The sequence below is a fragment of the Arthrobacter sp. 05T45 genome, assembly GCF_056395875.1.
In genome coordinates this window covers 13,224-27,366 of the sequence record NZ_JBFTKI010000040.1, presented here as the reverse complement: position 1 = coordinate 27,366, position 14,143 = coordinate 13,224, and the positions used below count along the sequence as shown (strand labels likewise).

General features: G+C 61.3%; 14 protein-coding genes and 2 pseudogenes. 6 read left to right on the top strand and 10 right to left on the bottom strand.

Going from position 1 to position 14,143, the window contains the following annotated elements:
- Positions 1-197: pseudogene (locus AC1DGD_RS21935) on the top strand (nucleoside/nucleotide kinase family protein); the annotation flags it as partial.
- Positions 198-555: 358 nt separating this feature from the next.
- Here AC1DGD_RS21935 and AC1DGD_RS21930 read toward each other — a convergent pair.
- The 3 genes from AC1DGD_RS21930 to AC1DGD_RS21920 form a co-directional block, all read right to left on the bottom strand.
- Positions 556-1,026: a hypothetical protein gene (locus AC1DGD_RS21930; protein WP_476858253.1), complete on the bottom strand. Its 471-nt coding sequence runs from the start codon at positions 1,024-1,026 to the stop codon at positions 556-558.
- Positions 1,019-1,558 (bottom strand): hypothetical protein, encoded by a 540-nt coding sequence (locus AC1DGD_RS21925; RefSeq protein WP_476858252.1) that lies wholly within the window; start codon positions 1,556-1,558, stop codon positions 1,019-1,021. Before AC1DGD_RS21925 ends, AC1DGD_RS21930 begins: the two co-directional genes overlap by 8 nt.
- 317 nt (positions 1,559-1,875) lie before the next feature.
- Positions 1,876-2,325 (bottom strand): hypothetical protein, encoded by a 450-nt coding sequence (locus AC1DGD_RS21920; RefSeq protein WP_476858251.1) that lies wholly within the window; start codon positions 2,323-2,325, stop codon positions 1,876-1,878.
- Between the two features lie 297 nt (positions 2,326-2,622).
- On the opposite strand from AC1DGD_RS21920, the gene AC1DGD_RS21915 reads away from it, so the two are divergent.
- Positions 2,623-4,146 (top strand): glycoside hydrolase family 43 protein, encoded by a 1,524-nt coding sequence (locus AC1DGD_RS21915; protein WP_476858250.1) that lies wholly within the window; start codon positions 2,623-2,625, stop codon positions 4,144-4,146.
- A gap of 134 nt (positions 4,147-4,280) precedes the next feature.
- Here AC1DGD_RS21915 and AC1DGD_RS21910 read toward each other — a convergent pair whose 3' ends face one another.
- Positions 4,281-5,042 (bottom strand): HAD hydrolase-like protein, encoded by a 762-nt coding sequence (locus tag AC1DGD_RS21910; protein ID WP_476858249.1) that lies wholly within the window; start codon positions 5,040-5,042, stop codon positions 4,281-4,283.
- A 74-nt stretch (positions 5,043-5,116) separates the two neighbouring features.
- Between AC1DGD_RS21910 and AC1DGD_RS21905 the strand changes: the two genes are divergently transcribed.
- On the top strand, positions 5,117-5,584 hold the full coding sequence (locus tag AC1DGD_RS21905; RefSeq protein WP_476858248.1) for an Lrp/AsnC family transcriptional regulator: 468 nt from the start codon (positions 5,117-5,119) through the stop codon (positions 5,582-5,584).
- Between the two features lie 10 nt (positions 5,585-5,594).
- Here AC1DGD_RS21905 and AC1DGD_RS21900 read toward each other — a convergent pair.
- From AC1DGD_RS21900 to AC1DGD_RS21890, 3 genes and pseudogenes are all read right to left on the bottom strand, one after another.
- A pseudogene (locus tag AC1DGD_RS21900) lies at positions 5,595-5,699 on the bottom strand (lyase family protein); the annotation flags it as partial.
- 105 nt (positions 5,700-5,804) lie between these two features.
- Positions 5,805-7,217 (bottom strand): aldehyde dehydrogenase family protein, encoded by a 1,413-nt coding sequence (locus AC1DGD_RS21895; RefSeq protein WP_476858247.1) that lies wholly within the window; start codon positions 7,215-7,217, stop codon positions 5,805-5,807.
- The gene (locus AC1DGD_RS21890) at positions 7,210-8,262 is read right to left on the bottom strand and encodes a homoserine dehydrogenase (protein ID WP_476858246.1); all 1,053 of its coding nucleotides are present in this window, start codon (positions 8,260-8,262) and stop codon (positions 7,210-7,212) included. Before AC1DGD_RS21890 ends, AC1DGD_RS21895 begins: the two co-directional genes overlap by 8 nt.
- A gap of 301 nt (positions 8,263-8,563) precedes the next feature.
- Between AC1DGD_RS21890 and AC1DGD_RS21885 the strand changes: the two genes are divergently transcribed.
- From AC1DGD_RS21885 to AC1DGD_RS21875, 3 genes are all read left to right on the top strand, one after another.
- The gene (locus AC1DGD_RS21885; protein ID WP_476850812.1) at positions 8,564-10,003 is read left to right on the top strand and encodes an amino acid permease; all 1,440 of its coding nucleotides are present in this window, start codon (positions 8,564-8,566) and stop codon (positions 10,001-10,003) included.
- 81 nt (positions 10,004-10,084) lie between these two features.
- On the top strand, positions 10,085-11,248 hold the full coding sequence (gene alr / locus AC1DGD_RS21880; RefSeq protein ID WP_476858245.1) for an alanine racemase: 1,164 nt from the start codon (positions 10,085-10,087) through the stop codon (positions 11,246-11,248).
- A 37-nt stretch (positions 11,249-11,285) separates the two neighbouring features.
- Positions 11,286-12,086 (top strand): IclR family transcriptional regulator, encoded by an 801-nt coding sequence (locus tag AC1DGD_RS21875; RefSeq protein WP_476850810.1) that lies wholly within the window; start codon positions 11,286-11,288, stop codon positions 12,084-12,086.
- Here AC1DGD_RS21875 and AC1DGD_RS21870 read toward each other — a convergent pair.
- Genes AC1DGD_RS21870 through AC1DGD_RS21860 form a run of 3 tightly spaced genes read right to left on the bottom strand, consistent with a single transcriptional unit; the run spans position 12,083 to position 14,090 of the window.
- Positions 12,083-12,859, bottom strand: coding sequence for an IclR family transcriptional regulator (locus AC1DGD_RS21870; protein WP_476858244.1), 777 nt, complete (start codon positions 12,857-12,859; stop codon positions 12,083-12,085). The genes AC1DGD_RS21875 and AC1DGD_RS21870 overlap by 4 nt on opposite strands.
- 32 nt (positions 12,860-12,891) lie before the next feature.
- A complete protein-coding gene (locus AC1DGD_RS21865; protein WP_476858243.1) occupies positions 12,892-13,644 on the bottom strand; it encodes a cyclase family protein in 753 nt (250 codons plus the stop codon).
- The gene (locus tag AC1DGD_RS21860) at positions 13,641-14,090 is read right to left on the bottom strand and encodes a hypothetical protein (RefSeq protein WP_476858242.1); all 450 of its coding nucleotides are present in this window, start codon (positions 14,088-14,090) and stop codon (positions 13,641-13,643) included. The genes AC1DGD_RS21865 and AC1DGD_RS21860 overlap by 4 nt, the downstream gene beginning before the upstream one ends.
- Positions 14,091-14,143 lie beyond the last annotated feature (53 nt).

Below are 14,143 nucleotides of genomic sequence, written 5' to 3'. Positions count from 1 at the left end.
TCGAACTCGAACAGGGCGAACGCCTGCGCCGGCTCACCGCCCGGCACCTGAGGTTCGACAAGGACCCCGCCATCGCCGAATGGCGTGCAACCGGCAATGACGAACGCAATGCCCGCCTGGTAGCAGCAGGAAGCCAGCGGAGCACACTCGTCATCGAGCACACACCCGCGACCGTCCCGGCGCCCGGCCAAGAATAACCGGCCAGAAACCGAGCCGCCGGCTTCACGGCGCCCCGGCATTATTCCCTGCCTGGGACACAAGTGCCCGACGAGGCTCATCGATAGTGTTCACGTAACCTGCCGTCGTAGCCGCTTCTGAGTGGCCGCTCGCCATAATCTCCGATATCGGCGTTGGAATCAGTTGAGTGCAGCCGATCTGCGGCCACGAGCAGAATCACCGAGACCCGAGGTCAAATCGACGGGTTTGCCTTCATCGGTCCATAGCGGTCCCGGACCGTAGTCCGTCCAGAACTCCAGTCGCGTCATGATCCGAGTATCTCCCTGCGGCGACCGGCCTTTGGGATCAGCCGCCTCCACGCAACGGCTGATCCCAACGCTACGCCTTTGGTATGGCCAGGGTCGCTGCCCAGCGCTGGCCCACAGCCGATTCGATGCCTACCGAATAGGACTTGAGGTGGCTGACCTCGAATTGGTTTTCCGAAGGAACCACATCGTTTTGATTGCAGGGCAGCGGGAACTTACCTACCCCATCGACGTTTATGAGTACTTCCCCCGGGCCAAAGCACGTCAGATATACCTTGATGAACTTCGATTCCACGCTGAATTGACCAAGGCTCATCGTTGCAGTCTGGTTGTCCAGCGATCCGACCACTTTTTCGCCGCTGGGAATGTGGTGGTTCACGGTCGTCGGAGAAGTTACTGACTCGGGCGGCGTGCTCGACGGACTTGCCGTAGCTGTGGCCGTACCGGGAGGCAGCGGCGGCACGGCGTCGCATCCCACCAGGGCAAGGCACACTGCAGCAAGCCCGGCCCCGGCCAGCATCATCCCCGCTGATCTATCAGCCATTCCAAGTCTTCCACCCGATGCTGGTGGGAGCATCCAGCGTCCCCGTCCCAATAGTCGAACTAACGCAATTGGTGTTGTATTTCCAAGTGCGGATGTTTACCTTCCATTTGCTGGTTCCGATTTGCGCGTAGCCGGTCCGCAAAGCCGGCACGGTGTATTGGACCGACATTGAGGTCGTATAGGAAGCGGAGGCCGTGATGCTGCCGGACACCTGTGCCTTAGCAGTCGCGATTCCACCGCTCACGCCGCCTTCAATATAACCGCCCACTGTCGCTCCTATCGTGCCAGACAAGGTATTCGTAAACGTGACAGTGTTCGCATAGCTCGTCCCGTTAATGGCGTGGTACACCGGGCCGATGGCCTGATAGTAGTTTTGCTTGGAGGTGACCGTCTTGTAGACCGTCGAGCTGTCACATAGCCCCTGTGGACTAACCACCCCCCCTGTGTCCGGGGCAGCCTGGGCCGGAGATGCAAGGGTCATCAGCCCCGTTACGAGAATGCCAGCTAGTGTCGCACCAAGAATCTTCTTCAATTGAATCCCCCAATTTCAGTACTCCGCTAGCTGACATCAGGGCGCACAGCGAAGTGAAGTGAAATAGTCCCCCAATGATCGCTGGGCTGAAGCGTCGCTGCCCCGACCAGCTGATGGCCCGACTCTATGGGACCGCGACTGCAGCAGCAATATGTAAAACAAATTGAATTATTACAGTCTGGTAATGACATTCAGGCCGGCGCCACGCCGGAAATGAAGTTTGCCTGCACGGTTCCGTTTGGCAGGCTTGGGGTCAATCAGGCCAGGCCTCAGTAAATGGACAGTAATGGCACACGATAGCTCAAGGGGTTGCCGGCTTAGCTTTGGCCTGTCCCGACTCGGAAGATGCGGTCACTCAGGTCGCTGTGGAGGACGTGGAACTGTCCACCGTTGCCGTTGACCGTTCCGTCCGTCACGTAAAACCCCCGTCCGGCGTCCGCGCCTCCGGTAGCTCTGTCGATGACGGCGATCAGATGCCGGCCAAGATGTCCCTTCGGCCCCAGGACGGTGATCTCCTCGAGTTCTTCTGCCGTCAGTCCTGCCAGCACCGCACTAATTTCAGCCACGCCCTCAGGGTTACCCATGCCCGTGTTGGCCTGAATGCACAGGCTAGGGCACGTGGACCACCGCAGCAAGGATAGGGGGTTCTCCTCCTCTGCTGCGGCGATGGTGCGCTGTTCCAGTTCGCGCATTCTGGCAAGCTGCTCGCCGATTCGGCTGGCTACCATCAGGCCGGTACGCATCGCCCCGTCCACGGCATCTTCCATTCCGTCTGCTTCGCCCCGGACCACGCTGGTCCGGGGCGTTTCCATGTGATCGAAAGGCAGCCGGGCAGGTACCGTCGCGTCCCTTGAAGGCATCGTGGCCAATTGGTGCAACGCTCTGGACCATGCAGCGGCAGCGCTGAATGACGTGGCGTCCCCGGCTGTGATGCGGGTGTGAGGCAGGGAAGGTGTTCCAACCAGTGAAAGTCCAGGTGGGACTGCAAGGCGGGACATCCTAGGGTTGAAATTCCTCTACTCCCGCAGACCGGGTAGTCAATGCCAGCAACGGACGGAGCCCCATTGGTTGACACTGCAGTCGAGCAGGTTCGGCAAGTAGCATCTCCCGCAGCCATCACACCGGTCATTCCGGGTTTCCACCCTGACCCCACAATCTGTCGGGTCGGCTTCGACTATTTCCTGGCAACGTCGAGCTTTGAGTACTTCCCCGGAGCGCCGATCTTCCACAGCCGGGACCTCGTAACTTGGGATCAGATCGGGAACATCCTCACCCGGCGGAGCCAGTTCGCTGTTGGGGACGGGCGTCCTTCAGGCGGGATCTTCGGCTCAACGCTCAGGCATCACAACGGTGAATTCTGGTTCGTCACCACGAACATGAGCGACTTCGGTGGCGGTCATTTGCTGTTGCGGTCCAAGGAGGCTGCTGGCCCGTGGAGTGACCCGGTACAGATACCGGGAACGCTGGGCATCGACCCGGATATCGCGTGGGACAGCGACGGAAGTTGTTACCTCACCTGGGTGGGGTTCGGCCCCGGCGAGAATGAGTCCGGTATCGTCCAGGCGCGGCTGGATCCCGACGCTGGCCGCCTCTTGGAATCTCCCAGGAAGGTGTGGCAGGGAACAGGGCTGGCCTACCCGGAGGGGCCGCACCTGTATGAGGCGGGCGGCTGCTGGTATCTGGTTTTGGCCGAAGGCGGCACGGAACGCGGTCATGCCGTCTCTGTCAGCCGTGGCAGCAGTCCCGCAGGTCCTTTCGAACCGCATCCGAACAACCCCATCCTCAGTCATCGCAGCATGGCGGCGCCCGTCCAGAGTGTCGGCCACGCGGACCTGGTCGAAACGGTCGATGGTGATTGGGCCGCGGTCTACCTCGGTGTTCGTCCCCGAGGCGTTGTTCCTGGCTTTCACGTCCTGGGTCGAGAAACTTTTGTTGCGGGTATCTCCTGGGACCAGGGTTGGCCGCGGTTCGATGAGGACCGTTATCAGGTTCCCGTCGTCGGGTCTTCGTTTATTGATGATTTCTCTTCAGACAGCCTTCACCCGCGGTGGATTTCACCCGGCCAGGACCCCGCTTCGTTTACGGCCGAAACCCCCGAAGGTCTCCTTATCAGGCAGAGCCAGACTGGCAGCGTTCACATCTTGGCAACCAGGGTCCTCGGACACGTTTGGGGTGCACGCGCGTCGGTTCTTCTCTCGGGTGACGAGGCGGTCAGGTTCCTCCTGAGGATGGACGACTTCCATTGGTATGGCATCGAAGCCTCCGGACGCCAAATCCGGGTCGTGGCCCAGATCGGACCCCTTCAGCAGGTGGTAGCGACAGCGGAAATCGACCCAGCCCCTGGACCATTTCAGCTGGAAATCGCATGCAACGACTCACCCTTGGCGGGCCAACCGGGCATAAATACTGGGCCGGACGAAGTCACATTGGGCTTTCGAGAGCACGGCGAGCTGACGACGCTCGCGCGGATGGACGGCCGGTATCTGTCCACAGAGGTCGCCGGCGGGTTCACCGGCCGCGTTGTCGGACTGGCGGCAACCCGCGGCAGCATTATCATCGAACGGTTCGAATACAACCATCACGATTAGCGCCGCTCGAGTTCGTCCATCCCTGAGAGTCTCCGGCCCCATTTAGGGCACGATTGCGCTCTCCCAGCCAGTGCGGGAGCTCCACAGTCGGGGAGGAATGCGTGCGAACCCTAAACGCAGGCTTCGACGGCTCGTCAAACAGTGGAATGTGGATGACTGCTGGTCGCATTCGTGGACTCATCGCACGAGGGATGCTGCGCGGCTGACCGCCGGCGGTTCTCCAGGATCAGTGGCAGAAGGGCCGCAGGGGAGGCAGCAACGGCGGCGGCCTGCGAGGCTTCCTCGGCCTCCCCGTATCCCCAGAGTGCGAATATTGTGGGGATTCCGTGTATAGCTGCTCCCGCGACGTCGTAGCTTCGGTCTCCGACCATTGCGGGACTGGAGATGTCTACGCCTGTGGAATGGAGCCGAAGCAGCAATTCGGCGATGACGTCTGCCTTGCTCGCTCTTCCCTCGCTATCTGACGCTCCGCATACGGTGATGAAGTGGCAATCAATTCCGAACATTCGTGCCAGTCTTTTTGCTTGATCTTCAACCTTGGATGTGGCTACGGCCATCGGAATGCCGGCCGAATGTAGGCGTTCGAGTAGATCGATGATCCCGTCGTAGGGGCTGGACTGTTCGGCGCCATGATCGGCGTACGCTTTGCGATAATGTTGGAGGGCCTTTTGGGCCGTCTTTTCGTCCAGTTGTGAGACTGTTCTGAAGGACTCGATCATGGGCGGACCAACGAATCGGCGCAGTATGTCCATGCTGGGGACCGGCGCGCCCACAGCTGCCAATGCCTGTGCAGCACTTGTTGTAACGCCCGGTGCTGAATCCAGGAGCGTGCCGTCCATGTCGAACAAGATGCAGCTAATGCCAGTGAGAGACGGCCGGGCTTGATGAAGTGTCATTTTTCGAGGCTTTCGGTCTTGAAGTTGTTTCCGTTCCGGTTGGGTCCGGGGGATTATTGCGGTGAAGGGCAGGCATGGATCGAGTGAGTCTTGATCAGATTGATCAGAGGATTCTTGCGGAGCTTACGAAGAACGCTCGCATGAGCCATGCAGAGCTGGCGACCAAAGTCCTCCTTTCGAGGAACGCTGTGCGCCAGCGGATCGAGCGGATGGAACGGCAAGGGTATATCCAGGGGTACACGATTGTTGCCGGCCCTCCGGGCCAGGGCCTGGTGTCCGCCTTCCTGATGGTTTACAGGAAGGACCGGGTGCGGGGGGCGGACGTCATCTCCGTGTTGCGGTCGATTCCCGAGGTGGTTCTGTGCGATGTCGTGAGCGGTGACTTTGATCTTCTGGTGAGGCTCGAGGCCCGGTCGCTGGAGAGGGTGCAGGAGATCTGGGAGCAGATCGCTGCTATTCCCGGAGTCACGGACACAGTGACGGCCATGACGCTTTCCAGTTTCATCAGGCGGGGCGCCGGAGGTGCCCGCGCCACGGAGTGAAAGTGATCCCGCTGATGGTGAAGTTCTCCAAGGCCCGGGCGGTGTGTGCTCCCCAATAGGCTGTGGCCGGAAAAGGAACGCTCCCGAGCGAATCCGTCTCGATGCGGGTGGCCATGGTTTTCTGTCCTCCGTGTGGAAGTTTGGGTGGTGCGCAGTTTTGTGCCGGCTGCCCGGAGGAACTGGAGGGGCGCGGGCCCTCGGCCGCGCCCCTCCAGTTCGATCAGTTCTTGATGCAGATGACTTTGGGCTGGGTCATCTCCTCATACGCGAAATGGACGCCCTCCCTGCCCATGCTCCCGTACTTAGCCCCGCCGAATGGCATGCCGTCGAACCGGTAATCAGAGGAATCATTGATCATGACGCCGCCTGCTTCGAGCTGGCGGGCCGCATCCATGGCCCTGGCCAGGGAGTCGGTGAATATGCCCGCATGAAGACTGAACTCGATGGCATTGGCGACGTCGATGGCCTCTTCGAAGGTGTTGAATTTACGAAGCATGACCACAGGGCCGAAAACCTCCTCCCTCCACAGGCTGCTGTCCGCCGGGACGGCTTCCAGGACGGTCGGCTGAAGCACATTGCCGTCCGTGACGTTGCCTGAGAGCAGGACGGCGCCGGCGTCGAGGGCCACGTCCAGTTTGGACTGGAGCTCCTGCAATGCTGTGGGGCTGATCATGGGTCCGACATCCGTCTGTTCATCCATTGGATCCCCGGCAACCAACCGCGCCGTTGCCTCCAGGAAGCGCTGGCGGAACGCGCCGTACACTGGGGCGGCTACGAGGATCCGCTGCACCCCCACGCAGTTCTGGCCGGCAGCCCAAAACGCTCCGGAGACGCAGGATTCCACGGCCTTCTCGATGTGGGCATCGTCCAGGACGATCACGGGTGCGTTTCCGCCGAGATCCATGGAAAGCTTCTTCAGGCCTGCGGTGCGGGCGATACTCTCCCCAGTGGAGAACCCCCCGGTGAAGGACACCATTCGTACGTCCCGGGACCGAATGATTTCTTCGGCCACGTCCCGGTCGCCGTGAACAATCGTGAGGGCTTCCGGCGGGAGGCCGGAGCTCACGAGGGCGTCCGTGAGCAGCTGGGCTGACAGGGGAGTCAATGCAGAGGGTTTGAGGATCACGGCGTTTCCTCCGGCGATTGCCGGGCCGATCTTGTGTGCCACCAGGTTGAGGGGGTCGTTGAAAGGAGTGATCGCGGCAATGATGCCCAGTGGTTCGCGCGAGTACCAGCCGGTGCGGTCCTCTGAGCCCTCGTACGAGTCAAAGGGTATGACTTCGCCTGCGTTCCGGCGCGCTTCGGTAGCGGAGAGGCGGAGCGTGTTGACCGCGCGCATCACTTCCTTCCGTGCCTGGCGGATCGTTTTCCCGGCCTCGGACACAATCGTTTGCGCGAACTCCTCGCTGCGCTGCTCGATCTCCGTTGCGGCGCCGTCCAGTATCTTCCCGCGGGCGTTGCGGGACAGTGCCCGTGCCTTCCGGGCGCCGACGCGGGCCGTTTCGATCACGGCTTTGCCGGCGGTGGCCTCGGTCAGCGAAACCGCGCCGACCACTCTGCCGTCGTACGGGCTCATCACGTCGCGGAACTGCGGCAGCGCCGTTTCCGTCGAGCACAGCGTTGATTCAGACATTTGCGGCTACTTCCGTCCTGGCTGCGTGCATTGCGATGATGTCAGAAAGCAGGGCGTAGGCGGTCTCCACACGGCCGGCTCCCGGTCCGGAGACGGTTACCGGGCCCAGAAGGTCGGTGTCGAAGGACACGGCATTGGTTGCGCCGGAAACGCCGGCCAGCCCATGGCCGAGGGGGAGCGCTACGGGGGAGACGCCTGCGGTCACTGACCCGTCCGGGTTCTGCCGCGCTGAACCCACGAGCTTCCAGCGGCGTCCCTCGCGGGTTGCCTTCTGGATATTCTCCGGCGTCACTGTCGAAATCCCCGCCCGCTGAACGTCCTTTAGTTCGATGCCTGCGTCGAGCAGCTCGTTGGCGAGGATCAGTACCTTGAGCTGAACGTCGTATCCCTCGATGTCTGCTGCGGGATTGGCTTCGGCGTAGCCGCGTTCCTGTGCCTCGCTGATGGCCTCTTCGAAGTCCAGTCCGGATTCCATCCGCCCGAGCACATAGTTGCTGGTGCCGTTGAGGATGCCTTCGAACCCGTTCAGCTTCAGCCCCGCGAACATTTTCTTGGCCAGGCGGATGACAGGAGTGCCGCTCATGACGGCACCCTCGAATTCGAAGTGCACGCCGTTCTGTTCGGCCAGGGCGGTCAGTTCGGCGCCGCGGAGGGCAACCGGGCCCTTGTTCGTCGTACAAACGCTCTTGCCGGATTCGAGGGCCCAGCGTACGTGCGAAACTGCTGGCTCGCCGTCGTCGGGATTCGTGAACGTGGCCTCGCAGATGATGTCGGCGGTGCAGTCACGGATAACTGATTCGTTATTGGTGTCCGCGGACCCGCCATGGGCGGCGAAGGTTTCGCTTCCACCGTCCAAATTGAGTGCGATGCCGAGGTCGATCCCCTCGGGCTGGACCAGCGAACCGAGACGCAGGTCGGTGATGGCGACGACACGCAGGCCGAAGCCCAGCTCGGAACGAAGTGAGTCACCGCGTGTTGCGACCAGTTCGGCCAGCGTCCTGTTGACGCCGCCGAAGCCGATCAGCGCAATGTCATAGGTGGTCATGGTGCTCCTTAAGTCAGATACATCGGTCCTCCAATGCTCACCGCATTCCATGTCCGTCAGCGCATGTCATTGTGACCGAACAACAGGGCGAACTGACCATCTGTACGCCGATTCGGCAGCAGCGCCTCGAAGTAACTTAGGTGCAACATAAGCATGTTGAAATGTTTTTAATGACCCAAAGGCCGTTTTCGTGTTACTTTCATCACTACCGCCACTGCACAGCCCGAGGCGCCCTGTCCCCCAAGCCGGGGCGATGTGCGCATCTTTCGCATCAGACCTATCCACTCACCGGGGAGAAACCATGGAACCCTCATCACCTGTCCAGCTAGACACACAACCCACGTTGCCCCCGTCGACCGACTCCGGGCTCCGGCGGTCCATGGGGGCACGCCATCTGGTCATGATCGCCATGGGCGGGGTGATCGGCTCAGGGCTGTTCCTGAGCTCGGGCTACACCATTTCCCAGGCCGGACCGCTCGGCGCGGTCATCGCCTATCTGATCGGCGCCTTCGTTGTGTACCTGGTTATGGCCTGCCTCGGCGAGCTTGCCATCGCGTATCCGGTCTCAGGCGCCTTCCACATTTACGCGGCGAGGTCGATCGGGCCGGCCACAGGGTTCGCCACGGCCTGGCTCTACTGGCTCTGCTGGGCAGTGGCCATCGGATCGGAGTTCACTGCCTCCGGTCTCCTCATGCAGCGCTGGTTCCCGGATGTTGACGTCTGGGTCTGGTGCGTCATCTTCGCCTCGGTCCTCTTCGGATTCAATGCAGTTTCCTCGAAGTTCTTCGGCGAGTCCGAGTTCTGGTTTGCCATCGTCAAAGTCGGCGCCATCGTGGTCCTCATCGTTCTTGGTGGCGCGGCGTTGTTCGGCATCCACCCGCTCAGTGAGGGAGGCAGCCACCCGTTCATGTTTGAGAATTTCAACACCTCCAGCGGCCTCTTCCCCAACGGTTTCAGCGGCGTCCTCGTCACTGCACTTGCAGTGTTCTACGCCTTCTCCGGCTCGGAACTCATCGGTGTGGCAGCGGGCGAAACAGCTGACCCCGCCACCAGCATCCCCAAAGCGATGCGCAGCACAGTGATCCGCCTGCTGATCTTCTTCGTCGGGGCAATCGCTGTCATCGCAGCTACCATCCCTTTTGATCAGGTAGGCCTGGATGAAAGCCCGTTCGTGACTGTCTTCTCATCCATAGGCATTCCTTTTGCCGCCGACATCATGAACTTCGTCATCATCACCGCCCTCCTCTCCGCCGGAAACAGCGGCCTCTTCTCCTGCGCACGGATGCTCTACTCCCTTGCCGACGAGGGGCACGCCCCCCGGGCGCTGAAGAAACTGACCCGGGGCGGTATCCCCCTAATCGCGCTTTCAGTCAGCATGCTCGGAGGCCTTGCGTCGCTCATCAGCAGCGTCGTTGCGCCCGAAACGGTCTACCTGGCTCTCGTTTCAGTGGCAGGTTTCGCCGTCGTCGGGGTCTGGATGTCCATCACCGCCTCGCACTTCTTCCACAGGAGATCCTTTGTCAAGAACGGCGGCGATGTCGCCGCCCTTGCCTACAAGGCCCCGCTGTTCCCGCTGGTGCCCATCCTGGCCTTTTCGCTCTGCCTCATTTCGCTCATCGGCATCGCCTTTGACCCGAATCAGGTGGCAGCCCTCTATTTCGGAATCTCTTTTGTTGGTGCCTGCTACGCCTTCTTCTACTTCAAATACGGGCGCAAGGCGCGCGCAGACCAGCTGTCCTGACGCCATCATCAACCATCGTCTTCTCAGCTTCGTGGCCGGGGTCCTTCTTTCCCGGCCACGAAGCTGTTCAAGGGATAAACCATGAACTCACAAGGCCTGATGCAAAACGTGCGCAGTTCGGTCCAGGACGCCGGCAGCTGGCTGGAGATTGACGCCGCCGCTTTCGAATCAAACGTCCGGACCCTCCTGTCCATGATCGATGACCGGGCGCTGTTGTGCGCAGTGGTCAAGTCCCATGCCTACGGGCACGGAGCTGACCTCTTACTCCCGTCCCTTGTTCGTCTGGGCGTTCCATTCATCGGAGTAGGAAGCAACGAGGAGGCAGCCATTGCACGCCGCTGCGGTTTTGAGGGCCGGATCCTGCGTGTCCGTGCCGCGGCGCCGCAGGAGATCAGAGCAGGCCTGCGTCACGACATCGAGGAACTTGTCGCCGACCCGCAGAGCGCGTGGGAGATACACAAGATCGCTGCCGTGGCTGGGAAGGTGGTCCGCATCCACCTCGATATCAACTCTTCCGGGATCAGCAGGCACAGCCTCGACGTCTCATCCTCGCTTGGCCGGGCATCCGCGGTAGGAATCGTGAGCCACCCGGGGCTTCAACTGGCCGGGATCATGACGCATTTTCCCAAGGACGACGACGGCCATATCGAAACGACTCTTCGGCGGTTCCAAAGCCAGGTGTTGACACTGCTTGAATTGACCCGAACTCCCCGGGAGGAAGTGCTGCTCCACTGCGCCAATTCATACGCCGCCCTGCACGTCCGCGGCTCGTGGCTGGACATGGTCCGTGCCGGGGCAGTCCTCTACGGCGATTCGGAACCTGCAACAGCGCACTTCCAACGGTGTTTGGCCTTCAAAGCCCGGATTGCGTCCATTAATAGCTATGCAGCAGGCACTAAGGTCGGCTATGGGCTCACCCACACCTTGGACCGCAACTCCAGGCTGGCTTCAGTGACAGCGGGTTACGGAGATGGCTACCGGCGGGCACTGGCCAGCCAAGGCAGCGTACTTGTCCGCGGCCGACGCGCTGCCATAGTCGACATCGTTTCGATGAATTCCATGGTTGTCGACGTCACCGACGTGGCGGGAGTTTCCCCTGGAGACGAAGTCGTGCTGTTCGGGCGGCAGGGACGGGCAGAAATCGCTCCCGCAGAACTGGAAGCAGCGAATTCAGCGATACTCGCTGACCTCTACACTGTGTGGGCGCAAGGAAACCGCGTCCTGGTCAACAATGAAGACATGTGAGAATAGGCGTAGTCATCGGGCGGAAGGAGCACGGAGCATGGATTCTTCCTCGGAAGCGTCGTCCATGGCCCAAGGACTTCGAATAGTTCGGCTGGTCGCAGACCGGGAGAAGCAGGGCAGGCGGCTTCTCGGCGTTTCCCAGCTCGCATCCGAGTTGGATATGGAACAAAGCCGCGTCTCACGGCTGACGCAGGAATTGTGTGAGCTGGGACTGCTGGAGCGCGTCGATCGCGGTCCCTTCCGAACCGGTCCACGTTTTTTCAGCCTGGCCGCAGCGCTGAATACCGGCTGGGTCCGCGAATCAAGAACCGAACTTGAGGCTTTAGTGGCTTCTTTCGGCCTTAGATCCAGAGTTTCCGTTCGTGATGGCTTCCGGGTCGTTCTCCTGCGGGCCTCCAGTAACGATGCGGTACCCGGCAGCTTCGTGAAACCCGGCATGGTGACGCCCGTGTGGTGTACCGGCTCCGGACGGGCCTTGCTGTGGGACGACCAACAGCCGGCCATTGAAGTCCTTCTCCAGGATGTCAACTTTATCGGCGTAGGCGGTCCGGGGGCGGCCCATTCGCCGCAAGAAGTCGCCGAACTGATGGACCGGGACAGGGCGCGGGGCTTCATTGTCGCGGAGGAAGAATTCGAGCACGGAATCTACGAACTGGCCGTTCCGGTCCGCAACGCTGAAGGATCGATTCTTGCCGCGCTCAGCGTCCTCGGCAGCCGGGCCGAGATCAAACCCAGCACCAATGACATTGCAAAGGCCCTTACGGCAGCAGCCGAGCGGCTGGGGTCCTTTGAGGGCCGTCCCCGGGACAACGCGGTCCGGAAGGGCCTTGCCAGCTAGAGCCGGTTCTGCGGCGCCGCGTGACCCAGCGTTGACTCAAGCCACTTTCCCCAGGACACGAGAGCCGTGGCGCATAGCTCCAGGCGCGGCTCCAAGCGTGTCTTGGCGCCGACGACCTGAAGCGCTGCCACCACATCGCCCTTGAAGTCGCGAATCGGAACGGCCAGCGAGTAAAGTCCTGGTTCGGCTTCCTCGTCGACAATGGAGTACCCCCGTGCCCGCGCCCCGCGCAGTCGTGACAGGAAGTCCTCGACGTCAAGCGGTGTATTGGGGCCATGGCGCACGAAAGGTACGCCGGAGAAAATGGTTCGGACCTCGGCGTCCGAGGCTTCCCACAGCAGGGCCTGGCCGGCATCGCTACAAAACGCCGGGTAGGGCCGGCCCAGCCACGAACCGACCATGTTGCTACTTGCCGGAACACGCTCACCGATGGTGACAGTACTGTTTCCGCTCATAACTCCAAGGAAGCATCCTTCGTTAGTTTCACCGGCCAAGCCTTCCAGAGCGGTTACGCCGTCGGTCTGCAGCCGTTGCTCTGTCAACAGCTGTGCGTCTGTCAGGAGCGACCAGTTCATTGTGTAGGACCGATGGTCTCCGCGTGCCAGAAACCCCTCCTGCTCGGCGGTCCGGAGACTGCGCGAAACCTGGCTGCGGTCCCTGCCCAGATCGGCTGCTATATCAGCGACCGTTCCGCCAGACAGGCCTTCTGCGTTGCGGGAGCCCACAGCGAGGACAGCCATGATTCCCCGGCCCATGCTGGACGTCTTAGACATGGATCCGATTCTAGTCACTGCACGAACGTGTCTTAGTGGATGGCGAAGACACGGGCTGGAAAGCCGCTGCCTTGCAGTGGCTTAGGCCAGCTTGCAATGAGGATCGCGCCGGCTTCTGGAAGTCCGTCCAGGTTCGCCATCAGCTCGATCTGCCACCGGTTCCGCGCCAGGACATAGGTCTCCAAGGTGAAATCCTGGCAGGACGTAGCCCGCCCCGGGTCTGTGTCCGTCTGCTCGTGGCCGACGGCAGTTACCGACCGCTCCTCGATCAGGAAGGAGAGGACTTCCTGCGACCAGCCAGGTGTGTGGCTGACACCCTCATCGTCCCTGTTTGCCATGGCGTCGGCGTCGGGCCAACGATGGCTCCACCCTGTCCGCAACGCCACAAAGGACCGCGGTGCGATGGCACCATTGCGGCGCTCCCATGCCTGAATGTCCCCCATCGTGGGAGTGGCGTCCGCATTTACGGTGACCCGGGCGGTGATGTCGAGGATGACCAGTGGGAGGACCATGTCCTCCACAGGAATCTGGTCCAAGGTCCGTCCCCCGCGGATGAAATGCGAGGGAGGGTCAACGTGCGTACCCCATTGGCCGATGATCGAATACCGGTGAGCGGTGAAACCGTCGCCTTTCTCCAGGTCGAAGACCGCCTCCCTGATTTCGTCGGGGAAGGCCGGGAAATGCGGCTGGCCGGGGTGGAAGGCGTGCGTCAGGTCGGTGAATGACCTGCCCGCCAGCAACGCCTGCAGACCGTCCCAAAGTCCAGCTGTGGTGGCTTCAATCATGATGCGGCCTCGCTCTCAAAGAGTGCGGGAAGGGCTGTGCTGGAGACGCTGACCGGGCCTGTCAGTTCGATGACCGGTACCTCCCAGGGATGGATATCCACGATGTGCTGCAGGAAGCGTTCCACGGCGGCGTCAGGGAGCGCCGCATCGAAATACGTCGTGAAGACAAAGGTAGGCGAAATTGTCCGCTGCCCCACCTGCCCCAACGTAGGGTTAGCGCCTTCAGTGCAGGTGAAACCCTCGAAACCCAGGCCGGATTCAAATACATGCCTGTAGTTGCCAAAATCCCCTAAGTCGGTGGATTCCGACGAAGCCTGGAGCAGGGCCGCGATGCCGGCTTCATCTTTGAACGCTTCTGCGTCCCCCGTGGCGAGCCGCGAGAAGGTTTCCGAAGCTATAGGCCAATGCACGCGCAGCTTGCGGACTGATTTCATTGCAATTTTCAAGGGAAGCCTCTTCCTGGGCAGTTCGCAAAAGGTGTCAGAATGCCATATTGGCA

What these genes read in the sequence shown, in the direction of transcription:
- AC1DGD_RS21895 (WP_476858247.1), bottom strand. Translation starts at nt 7,217, where the DNA reads ATGTCTGAATCAACGCTGTGCTCGACGGAAACGGCGCTGCCGCAGTTC.
- AC1DGD_RS21890 (WP_476858246.1), bottom strand. Translation starts at nt 8,262, where the DNA reads ATGACCACCTATGACATTGCGCTGATCGGCTTCGGCGGCGTCAACAGG.
- AC1DGD_RS21870 (WP_476858244.1), bottom strand. Translation starts at nt 12,859, where the DNA reads ATGTCTAAGACGTCCAGCATGGGCCGGGGAATCATGGCTGTCCTCGCT.
- AC1DGD_RS21905 (WP_476858248.1), top strand. Translation starts at nt 5,117, where the DNA reads ATGGATCGAGTGAGTCTTGATCAGATTGATCAGAGGATTCTTGCGGAG.
- AC1DGD_RS21930 (WP_476858253.1), bottom strand. Translation starts at nt 1,026, where the DNA reads ATGGCTGATAGATCAGCGGGGATGATGCTGGCCGGGGCCGGGCTTGCT.
- AC1DGD_RS21875 (WP_476850810.1), top strand. Translation starts at nt 11,286, where the DNA reads ATGGATTCTTCCTCGGAAGCGTCGTCCATGGCCCAAGGACTTCGAATA.
- AC1DGD_RS21865 (WP_476858243.1), bottom strand. Translation starts at nt 13,644, where the DNA reads ATGATTGAAGCCACCACAGCTGGACTTTGGGACGGTCTGCAGGCGTTG.
- alr (WP_476858245.1), top strand. Translation starts at nt 10,085, where the DNA reads ATGAACTCACAAGGCCTGATGCAAAACGTGCGCAGTTCGGTCCAGGAC.
- AC1DGD_RS21920 (WP_476858251.1), bottom strand. Translation starts at nt 2,325, where the DNA reads ATGGAAGATGCCGTGGACGGGGCGATGCGTACCGGCCTGATGGTAGCC.
- AC1DGD_RS21885 (WP_476850812.1), top strand. Translation starts at nt 8,564, where the DNA reads ATGGAACCCTCATCACCTGTCCAGCTAGACACACAACCCACGTTGCCC.
- AC1DGD_RS21910 (WP_476858249.1), bottom strand. Translation starts at nt 5,042, where the DNA reads ATGACACTTCATCAAGCCCGGCCGTCTCTCACTGGCATTAGCTGCATC.